The sequence below is a fragment of the Calditerrivibrio sp. genome (genome assembly GCA_026415135.1).
Taxonomy (GTDB): domain Bacteria; phylum Chrysiogenota; class Deferribacteres; order Deferribacterales; family Calditerrivibrionaceae; genus Calditerrivibrio.
Window position 1 is genome coordinate 1 of record JAOAHS010000035.1, and the last position, 14,506, is coordinate 14,506.

At 40.7% G+C, this 14,506-nt stretch carries 15 protein-coding genes and 1 tRNA gene; 9 read left to right on the forward strand and 7 right to left on the reverse strand.

Annotated elements, in window-relative coordinates:
- Nucleotides 1-369, forward strand: a 369-nt coding sequence (locus tag N3C60_06450) for a PD-(D/E)XK nuclease domain-containing protein (protein MCX8084541.1), incomplete at its 5' end; no start/stop codon positions are given.
- A gap of 112 nt (nucleotides 370-481) precedes the next feature.
- Nucleotides 482-554, forward strand: a tRNA-Arg gene (locus N3C60_06455).
- A 1-nt stretch (nucleotide 555) separates the two neighbouring features.
- Here the strand turns inward: N3C60_06455 and N3C60_06460 are convergent.
- From N3C60_06460 to N3C60_06490, 7 genes are read right to left on the reverse strand one after another with little or no spacing between them, the layout of a single operon-like run.
- A complete protein-coding gene (locus tag N3C60_06460; protein MCX8084542.1) occupies nucleotides 556-2,106 on the reverse strand; it encodes a long-chain-fatty-acid--CoA ligase in 1,551 nt (516 codons plus the stop codon).
- Nucleotides 2,096-2,692, reverse strand: coding sequence for a Maf family protein (locus N3C60_06465; protein MCX8084543.1), 597 nt, complete (start codon nucleotides 2,690-2,692; stop codon nucleotides 2,096-2,098). The genes N3C60_06460 and N3C60_06465 overlap by 11 nt, the downstream gene beginning before the upstream one ends.
- Nucleotides 2,667-3,188, reverse strand: coding sequence for a Gx transporter family protein (locus N3C60_06470; GenBank protein MCX8084544.1), 522 nt, complete (start codon nucleotides 3,186-3,188; stop codon nucleotides 2,667-2,669). The genes N3C60_06465 and N3C60_06470 overlap by 26 nt, the downstream gene beginning before the upstream one ends.
- Nucleotides 3,169-3,534, reverse strand: coding sequence for a NusG domain II-containing protein (locus N3C60_06475; GenBank protein ID MCX8084545.1), 366 nt, complete (start codon nucleotides 3,532-3,534; stop codon nucleotides 3,169-3,171). Before N3C60_06475 ends, N3C60_06470 begins: the two co-directional genes overlap by 20 nt.
- The gene (locus N3C60_06480; protein ID MCX8084546.1) at nucleotides 3,531-4,481 is read right to left on the reverse strand and encodes an FAD:protein FMN transferase; all 951 of its coding nucleotides are present in this window, start codon (nucleotides 4,479-4,481) and stop codon (nucleotides 3,531-3,533) included. Before N3C60_06480 ends, N3C60_06475 begins: the two co-directional genes overlap by 4 nt.
- Entirely contained in the window at nucleotides 4,442-5,416 is a 975-nt protein-coding gene (gene amrS, locus N3C60_06485; protein ID MCX8084547.1) for an AmmeMemoRadiSam system radical SAM enzyme, read from the reverse strand. The genes N3C60_06480 and amrS overlap by 40 nt, the downstream gene beginning before the upstream one ends.
- A complete protein-coding gene (locus tag N3C60_06490; protein MCX8084548.1) occupies nucleotides 5,413-6,384 on the reverse strand; it encodes a polyprenyl synthetase family protein in 972 nt (323 codons plus the stop codon). Before N3C60_06490 ends, amrS begins: the two co-directional genes overlap by 4 nt.
- An 82-nt stretch (nucleotides 6,385-6,466) precedes the next feature.
- On the opposite strand from N3C60_06490, the gene N3C60_06495 reads away from it, so the two are divergent.
- The 7 genes from N3C60_06495 (at nucleotide 6,467) to meaB (ending at nucleotide 14,505) form a co-directional block, all read left to right on the forward strand.
- Nucleotides 6,467-7,168 (forward strand): hypothetical protein, encoded by a 702-nt coding sequence (locus N3C60_06495; protein MCX8084549.1) that lies wholly within the window; start codon nucleotides 6,467-6,469, stop codon nucleotides 7,166-7,168.
- An 11-nt stretch (nucleotides 7,169-7,179) separates the two neighbouring features.
- The gene (locus N3C60_06500) at nucleotides 7,180-7,557 is read left to right on the forward strand and encodes a RidA family protein (protein ID MCX8084550.1); all 378 of its coding nucleotides are present in this window, start codon (nucleotides 7,180-7,182) and stop codon (nucleotides 7,555-7,557) included.
- 145 nt (nucleotides 7,558-7,702) lie between these two features.
- On the forward strand, nucleotides 7,703-9,247 hold the full coding sequence (locus tag N3C60_06505) for a methylmalonyl-CoA carboxyltransferase (protein ID MCX8084551.1): 1,545 nt from the start codon (nucleotides 7,703-7,705) through the stop codon (nucleotides 9,245-9,247).
- Between the two features lie 18 nt (nucleotides 9,248-9,265).
- A complete protein-coding gene (gene accC, locus N3C60_06510; protein MCX8084552.1) occupies nucleotides 9,266-10,783 on the forward strand; it encodes an acetyl-CoA carboxylase biotin carboxylase subunit in 1,518 nt (505 codons plus the stop codon).
- 12 nt (nucleotides 10,784-10,795) lie between these two features.
- Nucleotides 10,796-11,329 carry an acetyl-CoA carboxylase biotin carboxyl carrier protein subunit gene (locus N3C60_06515; GenBank protein MCX8084553.1) on the forward strand — a complete coding sequence of 178 codons (534 nt, stop codon included), beginning with the start codon at nucleotides 10,796-10,798 and terminating at the stop codon, nucleotides 11,327-11,329.
- 48 nt (nucleotides 11,330-11,377) lie between these two features.
- Nucleotides 11,378-13,525, forward strand: a complete 2,148-nt coding sequence (gene scpA, locus N3C60_06520; protein MCX8084554.1) for a methylmalonyl-CoA mutase — start codon at nucleotides 11,378-11,380, stop codon at nucleotides 13,523-13,525.
- A complete protein-coding gene (meaB, locus tag N3C60_06525) occupies nucleotides 13,525-14,505 on the forward strand; it encodes a methylmalonyl Co-A mutase-associated GTPase MeaB (protein MCX8084555.1) in 981 nt (326 codons plus the stop codon). The genes scpA and meaB overlap by 1 nt, the downstream gene beginning before the upstream one ends.
- Nucleotide 14,506: the final 1 nt, after the last annotated feature.

Below are 14,506 nucleotides of genomic sequence, written 5' to 3' on the forward strand. Positions count from 1 at the left end.
GATCTGGATGGATTTATCTCTGTTGTTAGCTCAATATTTGCCTCAATACCTTATGATGATGGGATGAGGCTTAATGAGGGTAGTTTTCACACGTTATTTTATCTTATGGTATCAGCTGGTGGCCTTCCAGCGAGGAGTCAGATGCTCAACTACAGTGGTAGGATAGATATGGTGTTGGAGATGAGGGATAAGGTGTATATCTTTGAGTTTAAGTGTAATCAGAGTGCAGAGGTTGCCCTTAATCAGATCAAGGAGAAGGACTATCATAGGCAGTACTTATTCAGCGGTAAGACCATATTCCTTATCGGCATAAATTTTAGTACCGAAAAGAGAAATGTCCAAGAGTTTAGATCACTAAAACTCAGCTAATCAGATCAGCCTATAAAAATTGAACAGGAAATCTGTGGGCTGATTACATTATTACCGCTTGCTTTTTAAATTCTAATGTACTAAAATCCCAATAAAGACTGCATTTTATATAGGGCGATTAGCTCAGGTGGATAGAGCATAGGTCTCCGGAACCTAGTGCGGGGGTTCGAGTCCCTCATCGCCCGTTTATTGCAACTGCTCCCTTTCTTGAAGCACCATCTCTTTAAGTTTCCTTTTCAAAACTTTACCTGTAGCTGTCATAGGGATATCTTCTTTAATATAAATACTTTTGGGAAGTTTAAAGTTTGCCAAATGCTTCTTTAAATACTCCCTTAAACCATTTATATCTACTTTTGCACCCTCTTTTGGTTTTATAAATGCTATAGGTACCTCACCACTCTGCTTATCCGGAATCCCAATAACCGCAGCTGCCTCCACACCTTCATATTGATACAGGTACTCCTCTATCTCCCTAGGATACACGTTAAGCCCTTTTACTATTATCAGATCTTTCTTTCTGTCGACTATATATATGTAGCCCTCTTCATCCAATCTTGCTAAATCGCCGGTAAAAAGCCATCCATTTCTTATTGTAAGAGCTGTAGCATCCTCCATCTTCCAATAACCTTTCATAACATTAGGGCCTTTGACGATCAACTCCCCCACCTCACCCACAGGCACTTCAACCTCATCATCATTAACTATCTTCACCTCTACACCCGGTAAAGCAGGCCCCACAGAATATGGTTTCTGTTTATTCAAAGGGTTTACAGATACGACAGGAGAAGCCTCTGAAAGCCCATACCCTTCGATAATAGGTTTTTTAAACTTATTATAAAACTCTTTGATAATCTCCTCGGGTAAAGGTGCACCACCACTTATATGAATTTTTATAGGATAAAGAAACTTGGCAAACCATGATGGTATGTTGGCTCTGGCAAGAGCTGTGTATATTTGAGGAACACCGAGAAAAAAGTTAGGCCTTTGGAAAAGCAGTATCCTTTTAAAAGATCTCTTCTTTAGCTCCATAATAGATGCTAGCACTATAATACCACATCCCACATAAGTAGGTAACAATACACTTGCAGTAAACGTATAGGAATGAAACATCGGTAGCACCAAAAGCACCTTGTAGGTATGATCAATCTTAAACACCTGCAAACATGCGTCCACATTGCTCAATAGATTGTTATGGGTGAGCATCGCACCTTTTGGGTGTCCAGTTGTCCCTGATGTATAGATAAACACCGCAAGATCTTCCCGGTTAATCTTTACACCGGGATGACTGTTCGATTCAGACATTGCAAGCTGGTAAAGGTTTAAAGATTCGAAATCACTATGATCAAACGTAAATATATTTTTTAAACAACTGTTAAGTTTCTTCTGATGTTTTACCACATCGGTGAACTTCGACGAGGTAACAAGCACTTTTGCCTCAGCATTTGAAATGATATACTGTATCTCCTCCTCCTTAAGAAAAGTATTAAGAGGTACAGCAATCCCCCCCGCTTTTGCAATGCCAAAGTATGTGATTATGAACTCGGGAGAGTTCTCTAAAAGTATACAAACCCTATCCCCTTTTGTAATACCAAACTTAAGAAACACTTTGGCTATTCTATTAGTAAGTTCATCTACTTCACTGTAGGTAAACTTCTTCCCTTCAAAATATATATACGTCTTATTTGGCCTAATCTTTGCATTAAAAGAGAGGATCTCTCCTAAATTGTTAAATTTCATGAAAACCCCCGTAAGGTCTTATTCCAAGCTTAGCAAACACCTCCAAAAGCTTCCCCACAGGTAATCCAACAACAGTATCATAGTTGCCATAAATCTTTTCCACAAACAGGCTACCCTTACCTTGAATACCGTAAGCACCAGCTTTATCCATAGGCTCTTCCGAATCGATGTACCAATTGATCATCTCATCAGTAAGCTTTTTGAAATAGACATCTGTTTTGTCATAAAACTGTTCGTGGATTTTATAATTTTTGTTAACAACCACCACCCCAGTAATCACTTCATGCTTTTTACCACTCAAAAACCTAAGCATTTCCTGGGCATCCTTCACATCCTTAGGCTTACCCAATATCCTGCCCTCACAATAAACTATAGTATCCGCAGCCACAATAAAAGCTTCATCATAGATCCTTGCTACGTCATAAGCCTTTATGGCTGCAACCCTCATCACCTGTTCCTCTATGGGATCTGTTTCATTAAACTCCTCTTTGGTGTTACTCGTGACATATTGAAAATTTATCCCCAACTTTGTAAAAAGCTCCCTCCTTCTCGGTGAACCACTAGCCAGTATAATCTTTTGATACATACGAACCCCTTTTATTTAAAACACTGTTTGATAAATAGCCTATCAAAAAACCTGTTACAACCGCTAAAATTATGAAATAAGGCAAAATTTTTAGAAAAGCAAGATCTTTTACAACAAAAAGTTTAATAATAATAAATTGCATCGTTATATTTGTAACACTTCCTACAACACTAACAGATACTAACGATGAGTATCTATTTGTCAACTTATGATAAAAATACATACTAACGATGGCAACCATCAAGGAGGGGAAAGCGATAATGAGTCTGAAAATAAACCCCGTCGAAAAAATTGCAGTAACTATTGATTTTATAGCACCAAGAATAAAAAGGTATTTCAGATCCAAAAGATACACCCCCATAACAACAGGTATATTGGACAACCCTATTCTAACAAACGGTATAGGCATAGGTACAAAGTTTTCTAATAAGCCCAAAATAATCGAAAAAGAAGCCAGAGCAGCTACCGTTTTTTCCTTATCTTGTAACACCATCATAATCCCTTTTCTCACATTCAATAACTATAGCCACCCTATTTGGCACACACACCGCAGACTCACCACATGTTTCTATGTACCCAAACTGTAAGCATATTTTATCTTTACAATCAGAGCTTAGAAACCTCACCTTTCCATCCTTGATCTCCATCTTTACCCTTTTGCCAAATTCAGTCAGATCCAAGACCTGATTCTTACTAAGATCGAGGGGGTGCTTAACCCCATCAACTATAAGAAATGATCTCTTTTCACCCTCAACGGGTTTAATGATCGCATAGATGGGCAAAACCAAAAAAAGGATCAAAACGATGATATCAAACGCCTTAAGTTTAGTCCATTGTCTCAACGTCTAACCTCATACTGCTCCCATCCGCACAGTTTTTTCATTCTGCCATCTGGTAAATAGAGCAAAACAGGGGTATTGAGCTTTTGACAACTTTTTTCCACTTCGTCTGGACTCATAAGAAAATAAGCAGTGGATAATCCATCCGCCATTTCGGTGCTATCTGCTATTACACTTACACTTCTGTATCTATCAACAGGCTGTTTAGTTAACGCATCAAAGATATGAATATACTTTTTACCCTTTTCTATAAAAAATCTTTCATAATCGCCGGATGTTGCAATAGCCTTATCGGCAAGCCTAACGATAGCCAACACCTTTTTCTTATCATCCGGATGCTGAACCCCAATCCTCCACCCTTTCCCCCCTTTGTCCCCCAAACAAAACATATCTCCCCCAGCGTTAATTATCCCCTCTTTTACTCCCATCTTTTTGAGTAAACTTATAGCCTCATCAACGATCCACCCTTTAGCATAGGCACCAAGATCTATGCTGGCTTGTTTTTCCTTTATCAAAGTATCCCCTGATATCTTTATCTTTTCAAAACCTACTTCAGCATAGCTCTTCCTAAGTATAGCATCATTAGGCACAGAAAAGGGACCATCCGGGAAGCCATATAGCTTCATCACTGTATAGATAGTGACATCGAAGCGACCATTCGTTAAACTATAAAAAAACCCAGATCGTTTTAAAAGCTCAACAAATCTCGCTTCACTCTGTACCTCTTCAAAGATACCTGCCCTGTTTAGCTTATCAGTATTACTTACTACAAGGTAACTTAGCTCATCTATCCTTTTTCTCACAGGCAAAAACTGATCTTTATACCTGGAAGGTAACGTTACCTCCACTACCGTTCCCATTGAAAAAAAAGTATTTGTATCGTAGCTGTTGGAACAGGCTACCAAAAAAACTAAAGATAAATAGGCAAAGACTTTTTGCACGATGGACATACGTTATCTTCGATAAATAAACTAATCCTATAACCGTTTCTACCTATCAGTCTCATACCACAATAGGGGCAAAAAGTATCGTTGTTTGCTGACACATTCCCCAAATAGACATAATGCAAATAACCCTTAGCTATGTTAAAAAGCTCTTTGAGGTATTCCATATCGGTTGGTGGGAGATTGAGTTTATAGGAGGGGAAATATCGTGATATATGAAGTGGTATCGATCTATCTATCCCGGATAACCACCTACACATCTCTTTGAACTCCGTTTCGGTACTGGTATAGCGCTCAACGGCAAGATGGGTAATCTCCAGATGAACATCATGCCTATAAAGGTACTCAATGGTATAAAGTACCTCTTTTAGCCCTCCCCCTAACTTCCTGTACCCCTCTTCACTGAAAGCCTTTAGATCGATATTGGCAGCATCCAGATAATCCACAAGGGTAGCAAGGGGCTCACTGTTGATAAAGCCATTTGAGACTATAACGTTTTTTAATCCAGCTTGTCTAAACAGCTTAGCAGTATCATGTACATACTCGAACCAGATTGTTGGTTCGTTGTACGTGTAAGCAATCCCTATAGAAGCATTCTCCTTAGCAATCGACAACAACGCCTCTGATGTTATCTTTTCCCTAAAAGTGATATTCTTAGAAATAGTCCAGTTTTGACAAAAAGCGCAGGAAAGGTTACAACCGTTTGTCCCTATAGAGAGTATCTTGGACCCAGGATAAAAATGGTATAATGGTTTTTTTTCTATGGGATCAATGTTTATCGATGTCACCTCAGCATAGGATGTCTGATATAAAACACCATCTATATTCCTTCTGATGAGACAGGCACCTGACTTACCATCTGGAATAGTACAACGATGGGGGCAAAGATGACATCTTACCCTATTTGAATCTATCTTCTCATAAAAAGAAGCTTCTTTCATCTGTCACGCAGTAGGACATATTCCGATAAAAATGTCAGAGCATCACGATAAACATTTTGAGGAAAAGCTCTTAGGATCTCCTGAGCCTTTTTGGTGTAACTGTCCACAAATTGCTCAGCTTTGGACTTTATATTATACCTCTTCATCAAATCTGTTATATAATTGATATCTTCCTCTTCAGGTTCTGAAGATATGATCTTTTTCATCCTTTTAAGTTCTTCATCCCTTGCCAGATCCCTCAAGATGAACATAGGTAGTGTCATTTTACCCTCTTTTAGATCTGTACCAGGATTTTTACCTGTTTTTTCTGGATCTCCCAAGTAATCCAATATATCATCACTCATCTGAAAAGAAAGCCCTACTATCCTCCCAAACTCTGCCATAAGCTTGACATAATCTTCATCCAAACCACATAAAAGGGCACCTATTTCACAACATGCAGAAAAAAGCACCGCTGTTTTTGAATATATGATCTTTTCGTATTCCTCAAAGGACAGATCGAATTGGGCAGTCTTAATAAGCTGAAATACCTCCCCTTCGCTCATCGTTTTAGCCGCATTGGCCAAAATCATCTGCACCCTCGCATCACCATCTTTCACAAGATTGACGAATGCCCTCGAATACAAAAAGTCCCCACACAAAACGGTGATATCGTTACCAAAGATCTGGTTAGCGCTGGGTCGACCTCTTCTGAATTTGGCTCCATCAATAACATCATCATGCAATAAAGTGGCAGTATGTATATACTCCACAACACCACTTAAGATAACATCTCTGTCCCCTTCGTACCCCCCCAACCCGGTAGTCAAAAACATAAACACTGGTCTAAGTCTCTTACCTCCACTTTCAAAGACATAATAAGCAACCTCATTGACCATATTAACATCTGAATCCAAATTCCTTTTAAGCTCCACCTCAAGCTGCTCAAGCTTATCCCTAACCAAAGCCGTAACATCGTTTATATTCATCAACGTTCCTCAAAAAGTAGTGGACATTTTCTTTTTTTTGAACAATATATTATTATAAAAAAAAGGTTTTGTAAAATAAAAAATGAATACAGACATTAAAGATTTTGAAGAAAAAACCCATTGTTTTAAAAAAATAATAGAAAGCCTAAACTTACCCAAAGCCAAAGAGACTGTTGTTTTTGATGCTTCCCTTAAGGGGTTGTCCATACCCTATTATCTGCAAGATCGTATGGGCTATAAAAAGATATATAGTATAAACGATTCCCCAAAAATCCAAAACCGGCATATAGTGCTATTAAGCACGGATCAGAAACTGGAGACTATAATATCAAACCATAAATCAGACCTTTTCATTGCTCTATCTCCCCCCTTTCTCTTCGAGCATACCTTTGAGTCAGTATATGCAATCAGTAAAAACCTGAACGTAGGTGGTAAACTGATAATATCCACATACCCAGATCTTTACGATGAAAAAGGTCAGGATATTTTAGGTATCTTTAGCAATCTTATCGACATCCCCATCAAAGAAAAACTCCACCGTCAGCACCTAACCCTTCAAAATGCCTTAAGCAATATCTTTAAAAATATCTCATCGGAGGAGGTACTGGTTAAGGCAAGTAAAGAAGATATTATAGAACTATTTAATTTAGATCTATTTTATAAAAATCTGTTTTATAATGATATTAAAAATCTACTTGATAATGATATAATTTTCGAACAGGTGATCTTTGAAGCCTCCGACCTAACCCTTTTATGGCATATAATCTATGGACATAAATTTTAATGAGGTGAACAATGGAATATATCTTTACAGAAAAAGCTCCCCAGGCCATAGGACCCTATTCGCAAGCTACTAAAGTTGGCAACATGCTTTTTGTATCAGGGCAGATCCCCATCGATCCTAAAACAAACCACATCGTTACCGACGGGATAGAGCACCTTACAAGTCTTGTGCTGGAAAATATGCTTAATATCGTGCGCGCTGCAGAATTCGAACTCACAGACATAGCAAAAGTAACCATATATATCAAAAATATGGATGATTTCTCCAAAATCAACGCTGTCTATGAACAGTTTTTTGGCTCCCATAAACCTGCCAGAGCCGTTGTGGAGGTTTCAAGACTACCTAAGGATGTCCCCATAGAGATAGAATGCGTTGCCATTAAAAATTAAAACATCATTTTCTTGTTATAAAAACTATAAAAAATCTGCTTTTTTCTCGATATGTTTAATTTTTAATTGATCTAAAACTAACATCTTGACATATATTCAAAATTGTGTTTTATTATCGCAGCAAATAAGTAAGGGGGATTTGTTTATGGAAGAGTTGATAAAAAAGCTTCAGCAGTTAAATGAACAAGCTGAGCTCGGCGGTGGTATTGAAAGAATCAAAAAAATGCACGCCCAGGGTAAGCTCACCGCAAGGGAAAGGATCGAAAAACTCCTTGACAAAGGGACCTTTGTTGAACTTGACAAGTTTGTTGTACACAGGTGCAACTATTTTGGCATGGAGAAAAACAAGATTTTAGGGGATGGGGTTGTAACTGGCTATGGTAAAATAAATGGTAGAACAGTTTTTGTCTTTGCCCAAGACTTCACAGTCTTTGGTGGGTCATTGTCTGAAATGTTTGCTAAAAAGATATGCAAAATAATGGACCTTGCAATGGAGGTAGGTGCACCCGTCATAGGTCTAAACGACTCTGGTGGTGCAAGGATTCAGGAAGGTGTTTTATCCCTTGCAGGGTATGCCGATATATTTTTGAGAAACAGTTTGGCATCAGGCGTTATCCCCCAGATATCTGCCATCATGGGGCCATGCGCTGGTGGAGCTGTTTATTCCCCTGCTCTAACTGACTTTATCTTCATGGTAAAGGAAACCAGCTACATGTTTATCACAGGGCCTGAAGTTGTTAAGACGGTTACCAGTGAGGATGTTACCAAAGAGGAGCTCGGTGGTGCCATGACCCATAACACTAAGACGGGTGTTGCCCACTTTGCCGCTGAAAACGATACAGATTGTCTTTTAAAGATTCGAGAGCTATTAAGCTACCTACCATCAAACAATATGGAAGATGCTCCAATAGTACCCACAAAGGATGACCCCAACAGGACGGATATGTCCATTAGAAATATCGTTCCAGTAGATCCCAACAAGCCCTACGATATGAAAGAGATCATTATAAAAGTTGTGGACGATGGGAACTTCTTTGAAGTCCAAGAACACTACGCTAAAAACCTAATTGTAGGTTTTGGAAGGCTAAACGGTAAAACCGTAGGTATAGTTGCAAATCAACCTTCTGTTATGGCGGGAGCCCTTGATATAAACTCATCCATTAAAGGTGCAAGGTTTGTTAGGTTCTGCGATGCCTTTAATATACCATTACTCACATTCGTTGACGTTCCTGGATTTATGCCAGGCGTTGCTCAGGAGTACGGTGGTATCATAAAACATGGTGCAAAGCTGCTTTATGCTTACTGCGAAGCCACAGTACCAAAGGTTACAGTTATCACCAGAAAGGCTTATGGTGGTGCTTACGACGTTTTAAGCTCCAAACATGTTAGGGGTGATATAAACTATGCCTACCCAACAGCAGAGATTGCAGTTATGGGGCCAGATGGTGCTGTTCAGATCCTTTTCAGCAAAGAGGTTGCCTCCGCTCCAGACCCAGTAGCTAAAAAGAAAGAGCTCGTAGAGCAATACAGAGAGACCTTTGCAAACCCATACAGAGCAGCTGAATTGGGCTTTATAGATGAGGTGATTCTCCCAGAGGAAACAAGGCCAAAAGTAATTCAGGCATTTGAGCTTCTTGCTAACAAAAGACAGTCTATCCCACCCAAGAAGCATGATAACTTGCCACTTTAATCACTAAGGGAGGACACTATGCCTGAGATAAAAAAAGTACTGGTAGCAAACAGAGGCGAAATAGCCATAAGAATCTTCAGAACCTGCAGAAAAATGGGTATAAAGACAGTAGCCATCTATACCCATGTTGATAGAAAAGCACCCCACGTTAGGTATGCCGATGAGGCATACTGTATTACCGATGGCCCGGGAGATACAAGCTATCTTAAAAAAGATAGGATTGTGGCTATCGCAAAAAAGGTTGGTGCCGCAATCCATCCCGGCTACGGTTTTTATGCTGAAAATGGTGACTTTAGAAGACTCTGCGACGCAGAGGGTGTCATCTTTATCGGACCATCTGCTGAGCATATAGATATGATGGGTAGTAAAACAGGCGCAAGAGCCGTAATGGCTGAAGCTGGTGTTCCCACCGTACCAGGGACAAAGAACCCTATAAGGGATGTGGAAGAGGCCAAAAAGATCGCCAGAGAGATAGGATACCCCATAATGCTCAAAGCTGTTTACGGTGGTGGTGGAAAAGGGATGAGGCTTGTCCATAAAGAGGAGGATTTTGACTCCGCTTTTAGGATGGCAAGTAGCGAAGCCCTAAACGCCTTCGGTAATGGCGACGTTTATATGGAAAAGTTTATCGTCCAGCCCCATCATGTGGAGGTGCAGGTTTTGGGCGATATGCACGGCAACGCCATACACCTTTTTGATAGGGAATGTTCCATCCAGAGGAGGCATCAAAAGGTAATCGAAGAAGCACCATCCCCATTCATCTCCCAGGAGACAAGGGAAAAGATGTGTAAAGTGGCTGCAGAGGCTATCAAGAAGATAGGATACTTCAGTGCTGGTACTCTGGAATTTATAGTCGGCGCTGATCAAAACTTCTATTTCCTAGAAATGAACACAAGGCTTCAGGTGGAGCATCCTATCACCGAGATGATCACAGGTGTAGATATAGTAAGGGAGATGATCCTTGTAGCTGAAGGTAAACCTTTAAGCTACAAACAGGAGGATATCTCCATACATGGTCACGCTATAGAGTGCAGGATCTACGCAGAAGATCCCACAAACAATTTTGCACCATCACCCGGGCTACTTACCGTTTATCAAACACCAGAAGGTCCCAATGTAAGGGTGGAAAGTGGTGCCTATCAAGGGTATGAAATCCCTCTTTATTACGACCCGATGATAGCAAAAGTGTGTGCTAACAGCAAGACAAGGGAAGGCGCCATCGAGAATATGAAGCGTATACTTTCTGAATACATGATTTCTGGTATAAAGACTTCTATCCCATTCCACATGAGTGTTTTAAAGAATGAAACATTTTTAAGTGGGAACTACGATACTGGCTTTATAGACAATAAATTTGACATGGAAGAGTTGAAAAGAAGAGAGCATTTGGATCCTACCGTTTCTGTGATAGTGGCAAGTATAAAACAGTTATTATCAGAGAAGCTTGCCGCCTCCCGTGCCGTTACCAGACCTGATGTCGGTCAATCAGACTGGAAACGTTTTGGTAGAATGATAAATCTTAGCAAGACTGTCTAAGGGGAGGGTATCATGGCTGTTAAGAGACAATATTTTGCAACAGTAGAAGGCTTTGAAGGGGAATTTGAGGTAAACCTGACAGAAAACGCCCCCGCCGACTACACAGTTTCCGTAAATGGTAAGGAGTACAGAGTTGATTTCGAACAGATCAACGAAACGATTTACTCTGTAATAATCAATGGTCAGTCATACGCCGTCGATATGACCACAAAAGGGGATAAATACGATATTATCGTCAATGGTGACCACTTCAACGTAGAAGTTTTAGATGAGATGAAGAGACTTATGAAGATGAGGACATCCTCCACCGTAGAAGGGCGTCAGGTAATCGAAGCCCCAATGCCCGGATACATCTGGAAAATGCTAAAGGAAGTGGGGGATGAGGTCAAAGCTGGTGAACCTATAATGATACTCGTGGCCATGAAGATGGAAAATGAGATCAAGTCACCAAAGGATGGCGTAATTCAGGAGATCTTTGTCAAAGCAAGCGAAAACCCACAGGAAAGTACCGTCAACATCGGTGACAAACTGGCTGTTGTAGAATAATATAGGGAGGGGAAACCCTCCCAAATATTTTTAGTTAAAAGGTGACCTATGGCAGAATTCAAGAAATATACCTACAAAGAATGGGAAGAAAAAGCAAAAAAAGAGATAAAAAGTGACGCCTTAGATAGATTGATGTGGCATACACCCGAAGGCTTTACAGTAAAACCCCTCTACACTCTGGAAGATCTCAACACAGTTTCCCATGACATAAATAGCTTTCCAGGCTTACCCCCTTTTACGAGGGGACCTATGGCCACAATGTACGCTGGTAAACCCTGGACAGTACGCCAATACGCTGGGTTCTCTACGGCTGAAGAGTCCAACGCTTTTTATAAAAGAAATCTAGCTGCTGGGCAACAGGGGCTATCTGTAGCCTTTGATCTTGCTACCCACAGAGGTTATGATTCCGATCATCCACGGGTCATAGGTGACGTGGGTAAGGCGGGTGTTGCGATAGACTCTGTAGAGGACATGAAAATCCTTTTCGACGGGATACCTCTGGATAAGGTATCTGTTTCTATGACGATGAACGGAGCCGTTATCCCAATAATGGCTTTCTTCATAGTTGCCGCAGAAGAGCAGGGGGTATCACAGGATAAGCTTTCTGGTACCATCCAAAACGACATCCTAAAAGAGTTCATGGTAAGAAATACATACATCTATCCCCCAGAGCCATCTATGAGGATCATTGCCGATATCATCGAATATACCAGCAAATATATGCCAAAATTTAACTCTATAAGTATTAGCGGCTATCATATTCAAGAAGCAGGAGCAAATAGCGCCCTTGAACTTGCTTTTACACTGGCAGATGGGCTTGAATACGTAAGAGCTGCCCTATCGAGGGGTTTGGATATTGACGCTTTTGCGCCAAGATTATCCTTTTTCTTTGCTATAGGTATGAATTTCTTTATGGAAATAGCAAAACTTAGAGCAGCACGAACACTCTGGGCAAAACTGATGAGTCAGTTTAACCCAAAGGATCCAAGATCGATGGCACTTAGAACCCATTGCCAGACCTCTGGTTGGAGCCTAACGGCACAGGACCCATACAACAACGTAATAAGAACAACGATAGAAGCCTTAGCTGCAGTATTAGGCGGAACCCAGTCGCTACACACAAACGCTTTGGATGAAGCCATCGCACTACCTACAGATTTTTCAGCTCGCATTGCCCGCAATACACAACTTATCATCCAGGAGGAGAGCAACATCTGTAACGTAATCGACCCTCTTGGGGGTTCCTATTACGTAGAAGCCCTCACCGACGCCTTGATAAAAGAGGCTGAAAAGATAATCGCAGAGGTAGAAGCCTTAGGCGGTATGACAAAAGCGATAGAATCGGGTATGCCAAAACTAAAGATAGAGGAATCTGCAGCTAAAAAGCAAGCAAGAATTGATAGTGGGCTTGATGTCATCGTTGGTGTAAATAAATACAAACTGGAAAAAGAGGAGCCCATAGATGTCCTTGTTATAGACAATACCACAGTGAGAAACAAACAGATCCAGAGGCTAAATGAGATAAAAGCCAAAAGGGATAACAAGGCTGTAAAAGAAGCCCTCGAAAAGGTAACAGAAGCCGCCAGATCTAACGAGAAAAACCTTTTAGAATTTGCTGTCCAGGCAGCACGACTAAGAGCTACTCTTGGAGAGATTTCAGACGCTATGGAAGCTGTGTTTGGCAGATATAAAGCCGAGATAAGGCTGCAAACTGGTATCTATGGTAATGCTTACGGAGATAAAGGAATGATTGAAGAGGTAAGAACACTTGTTAAACAGTTTGAAGAGGAAGAGGGTAGAAGGCCACGTATCTTAGTGGTAAAGATGGGTCAGGATGGTCACGATAGGGGTGTAAAGGTTGTGGCTACTGCTTTGGCTGATATGGGGTTTGATGTGGATGTGGGGCCTCTTTTCCAAACACCAGAGGAAGCAGCTAAAATGGCTATAGAAAATGACGTCCATGCTGTAGGTGTTTCCACATTAGCGGCAGGCCACAATACTCTTGTGCCTGCATTGGTGGAAGAGCTCAAAAAATTGGATGGGGATGATATAGTTGTCTTTGTAGGTGGGGTAATCCCTCCTCAGGATTACGAGTTTTTATATAAAGCAGGAGCAAGTGCTGTTTTCGGACCAGGTACCAATATTGTAGAATCAGCAAAGGTTATCTTAGAATGTATAAAAAATAAAAAGAAATGATGAAAATAGATCAACTATACCAAGGGGTGCTTTCTGGAAACAGAAGGCACCTTGCTAAAGCAATCACTTTAATAGAGAGCAAAAAGAATACCGACAAGGTGTTAGCCTCCGAGCTCCTATCCCACCTTATGCCTTACACTGGTAACTCCATTAGGGTTGGTATCAGTGGCGTACCCGGCGCTGGGAAAAGCACCTTTATAGAAACTTTTGGAAAGTTTCTCATAAACAAAGGGTATAAAGTGGCGGTACTTGCGGTGGATCCTTCATCCCAGATATCCGGTGGTAGTATTTTGGGAGACAAAACGAGAATGGAGGAGCTCTCCAAAGAGGAAAATGCCTTCATACGCCCATCACCATCAGGGGATTCCTTAGGTGGTGTAGCGAGAAAAACAAGGGAAGCAATGCTACTATGTGAGGCAGCAGGATACAACTTTATTATAATAGAAACAGTGGGTGTTGGTCAATCTGAGGTAACCGTATCAAATATGGTGGATATCTTCACCCTTATCCAGGTACCCAACACAGGTGATGAGCTTCAGGGGATGAAGCGGGGTATCATGGAGATAGCCGATATCATACTCATAAACAAATCTGAAGGGGATAACAGGCAAAAAGCAGAGTTAGCAAAAAAACAGATAGAATTTGCCCTTCACCTGACATTAGAACAAAACCCCCTGTGGAAAACACCAGTAATACTGGTAAGTGCACTAACTTCCGAAGGTGTGGACGAATTTTGGAGTATGATAATAAAATATAAAGATATAATGACCCGTTCTGGGCAGTTTGAAAAGAAGAGAGGGGAACAAAATGTATCCTGGATGTGGTCTTATATCATGGATAACCTCAAAGATAGCCTTACCTCAAACCAGAAGGTGAAACAACTCATCACAGAAATAAACGATAAAGTGAAGAAAGGGGCAATGAACCCAACAAAAGCTGGTGAAGAGATCCTCAGCTGCTATTTTAGTTCATTTAATTGAA

What these genes read in the sequence shown, in the direction of transcription:
- scpA (MCX8084554.1), top strand. Translation starts at nt 11,378, where the DNA reads ATGGCAGAATTCAAGAAATATACCTACAAAGAATGGGAAGAAAAAGCA.
- amrS (MCX8084547.1), bottom strand. Translation starts at nt 5,416, where the DNA reads ATGAAAGAAGCTTCTTTTTATGAGAAGATAGATTCAAATAGGGTAAGA.
- meaB (MCX8084555.1), top strand. Translation starts at nt 13,525, where the DNA reads ATGAAAATAGATCAACTATACCAAGGGGTGCTTTCTGGAAACAGAAGG.
- N3C60_06515 (MCX8084553.1), top strand. Translation starts at nt 10,796, where the DNA reads ATGGCTGTTAAGAGACAATATTTTGCAACAGTAGAAGGCTTTGAAGGG.
- N3C60_06470 (MCX8084544.1), bottom strand. Translation starts at nt 3,188, where the DNA reads ATGATGGTGTTACAAGATAAGGAAAAAACGGTAGCTGCTCTGGCTTCT.
- N3C60_06480 (MCX8084546.1), bottom strand. Translation starts at nt 4,481, where the DNA reads ATGTCCATCGTGCAAAAAGTCTTTGCCTATTTATCTTTAGTTTTTTTG.
- N3C60_06500 (MCX8084550.1), top strand. Translation starts at nt 7,180, where the DNA reads ATGGAATATATCTTTACAGAAAAAGCTCCCCAGGCCATAGGACCCTAT.
- N3C60_06505 (MCX8084551.1), top strand. Translation starts at nt 7,703, where the DNA reads ATGGAAGAGTTGATAAAAAAGCTTCAGCAGTTAAATGAACAAGCTGAG.
- N3C60_06495 (MCX8084549.1), top strand. Translation starts at nt 6,467, where the DNA reads ATGAATACAGACATTAAAGATTTTGAAGAAAAAACCCATTGTTTTAAA.
- N3C60_06465 (MCX8084543.1), bottom strand. Translation starts at nt 2,692, where the DNA reads ATGTATCAAAAGATTATACTGGCTAGTGGTTCACCGAGAAGGAGGGAG.
- N3C60_06490 (MCX8084548.1), bottom strand. Translation starts at nt 6,384, where the DNA reads ATGAATATAAACGATGTTACGGCTTTGGTTAGGGATAAGCTTGAGCAG.
- accC (MCX8084552.1), top strand. Translation starts at nt 9,266, where the DNA reads ATGCCTGAGATAAAAAAAGTACTGGTAGCAAACAGAGGCGAAATAGCC.
- N3C60_06460 (MCX8084542.1), bottom strand. Translation starts at nt 2,106, where the DNA reads ATGAAATTTAACAATTTAGGAGAGATCCTCTCTTTTAATGCAAAGATT.